Raw genomic sequence first — 1,795 nt, 5'->3', positions numbered from 1 at the left:
TTAGCACTGAGTTTTTCGGCTGTGCCCTTGAGTTGCCTTGTCCATTCGATAAGGCGCGTTTTTAAGCTGGTGTCGGCAATTACGTTATGCACTTTTTCAAGCGTGCGCTTAAGCACGGCTTTGTAGTCGGTGTTAGTAAGCACGCCCTTAATGCGGCGCACTACTTCGGCGTAGTCGTTGCCTTGCGGGGTTAGCTCATACATTGATTTAAAGTTAGCAGCGCGGCCAATACACATACCGCCTTGTAATTTTACGTAGTCTTTCCAATTGGCAGTGTCGGCAGCGTGGCGAATAGGCTCTATTACGTCGTCACTTATTGCAGTGCGCATGCGTCTAAGCTCGCGGTAAACGGTAACGCTTGGCGAACCCTGAAATTGAAACTGGCGAATATTCCACGTACTAGCCCAGGCTAAAACGGGGTTAGCTTGCTCTTGCAGGTTTTCGCCTGTTTCAGCATCTTCATGATCGCCTAGCATGTAACCATCAATATTTTTACTGATGTATTTAGCAATGTAGCTGGCCGCACTGCCTTTGCTTTTATCCATTGTTATGGCGTCAAAGCGTGGGCTAAATGTGCGATAAAACTTACTAGGCGCTTTGGCTTTTTTTCCTTGGCTTTTTTTAAGGCCCCACTCGCGGCGCTTTTGCTTGTAGGTTTTAAACAACTCGCTTTTTTTAGTGCCTGCGCGATAGCTAACGCACTTTTCAACAGTTTGAACGTGTACGCCATGGGTGTTTATATCTACCCATTCGGTAACTACTTTGGCGCGAGTTGCTACTGGGCCGTAGTAATCGTAAAGCTCTGTTTTGTCTTCTTGAATAAAGTACCAACGCAAAATAGCGTTTACTTCTTGCAGTTTGTTTTTTGGCATAAATAACATCATGTGCCAATGTGGGCAGCCGTCTGCATGTGGCTCTACCACACGCACGCCAAAATACTTAAGGCCACGGCGGTTTAATTTAGAGCGAGCACGCGCCCATGTTTGGGTTAAATAATTTTGCGCGTCTTTCGGGGTTTCGCCATTCCATTTACTTGAATTAGCATGAAAACGCGACGGGCACGTAATAGTGTAAAACACACCTACATAACCCATTTCGTCGGCTAGCTCTTCGGTTTCGCGTATGCGTAGCATTAATTCGTTACGGCGGTTGGCTGGGTTTGCCATGCCGCTTTTAACCGCTTCAATTAAACTTATTACGTCGCCATCGCTGCTTTGCAATTCCATCATTTCTAAAAACTGGCGGCCGCTGGCTTGGGCAAAGTTAAACTCACGCTGCGCTTGTTTTGACGAATACGGGCTAATGCCTTTACGTTTAAACTTTTTGCTTTTTTTATCGTGGTATAGGTCTTTGCCCACTTGGCCGGTGGCAATTTCTAGCAATTCTAAAAACTGGCGGCGTAGGGTTTTTAATTGGCGTGCCCACCACTTATCGCACTGCATTTTAAGCAGTGCAATTTCGTAGCATTCGGTTGGTAAGCTTTCTTCGCGCATAGCGTAAAAGGGTACGTTAGCGCCCACAGCTTTAGCGTGATCAGCTATTGCATCGTAGGTTAGCGATACTATTTTTTCATAAGGTAGGTGCTGGTGCTCTTCGCTTACATCAAGCGCAATTTGCAGGCATTCAATAGCCAGCGTATTTGCATGTTTTTTGGTTTTTTCAATACTGCTTAAAATATGCCATGGCAATGGCATATTTTGAGTAATACTAAACAACACGCCAAAGCGTGGCTTTAAACGACCAATAACGCGGCGCAGCCATGTATTAGCGCGGTATTCGCTACCCGCTTTTTTTT

At 45.7% G+C, this 1,795-nt stretch carries 1 protein-coding gene; it reads right to left on the bottom strand.

The annotated features are described in order from the left end of the window. Positions 1-1,795, bottom strand: a 1,795-nt coding sequence (locus I6E78_RS18275; protein ID WP_197183096.1) for a replication endonuclease, incomplete at both ends; no start/stop codon positions are given.

This window comes from Pseudoalteromonas sp. NZS127, assembly GCF_015864805.1.
In the GTDB taxonomy this organism is placed as follows: domain Bacteria; phylum Pseudomonadota; class Gammaproteobacteria; order Enterobacterales; family Alteromonadaceae; genus Pseudoalteromonas; species Pseudoalteromonas nigrifaciens.
This window is presented reverse-complemented; position numbering and strand designations above follow the sequence as displayed.